This window comes from Jiangella rhizosphaerae (assembly GCF_003579925.1).
Classification (GTDB): Bacteria; Actinomycetota; Actinomycetes; order Jiangellales; family Jiangellaceae; genus Jiangella; species Jiangella rhizosphaerae.
In genome coordinates, this window is record NZ_QUAL01000199.1 from 1 (window position 1) to 612 (window position 612).

General features: G+C 78.4%; 1 protein-coding gene. It reads left to right on the forward strand.

From position 1 onward, the window contains the following. The coding region (locus tag DY240_RS22420) for a PH domain-containing protein (protein ID WP_147375442.1) at window positions 1–526 on the forward strand (526 nt) is incomplete at its 5' end. Window positions 527–612 lie beyond the last annotated feature (86 nt).

Here is a 612-nt window from a genome sequence, read left to right on the forward strand (position 1 = left end):
CATCCGGCCCGGCGGCCGGCTGCGGCGGCATCCGGCGTCGGCGCGGACCCGGCGGCTGCGCTGGGCGCTCGCGGCCGACGCGGTGCTGGCGGCCGTGGTGGTCTGGCTGGCCGTGGCCGCACCGGTGCGCGACTTCTGGACCATCGTGCTGACGGTGCTCGCGGGGGCCTGCTGCGTGGCGCTGGTCCTCCTGGCCGCCGACGCCTACCGGTCGCTCGGCCACGAGTTCGACGGCGACTTCCTCGTCGCACGCCGGGGCAGCGTGCGACGAGCGACGGTGTACCTGCAGCGGCAGGGGATCATCGGCTGGCGGGTGAGCCAGTCGGTGTTCCAGCGCCGCGCCGGCCTCATGACCCTCACCGCCACGACGGCCGCCGGGGCCCGGCGCTACTCCGTCATCGACGCCGACGAGCACGAGGTGCTCGAGTTCGGCGCCGAGGCCGTCCCGGGGCTGCTCGACCCGTTCCTCGTCCGCGACCGGCCGAGAGCCGACGGCCCCGAGCAGGTGGGGTTCCGCACACCGTGAGCGGGGCCCGGCGGCCCCCCGCCCGGCGGCCCGCCGGGCAGGCCCCGCCTGACGGGCACCGCCTGGCGGGCCCGCCCGGCGACGGG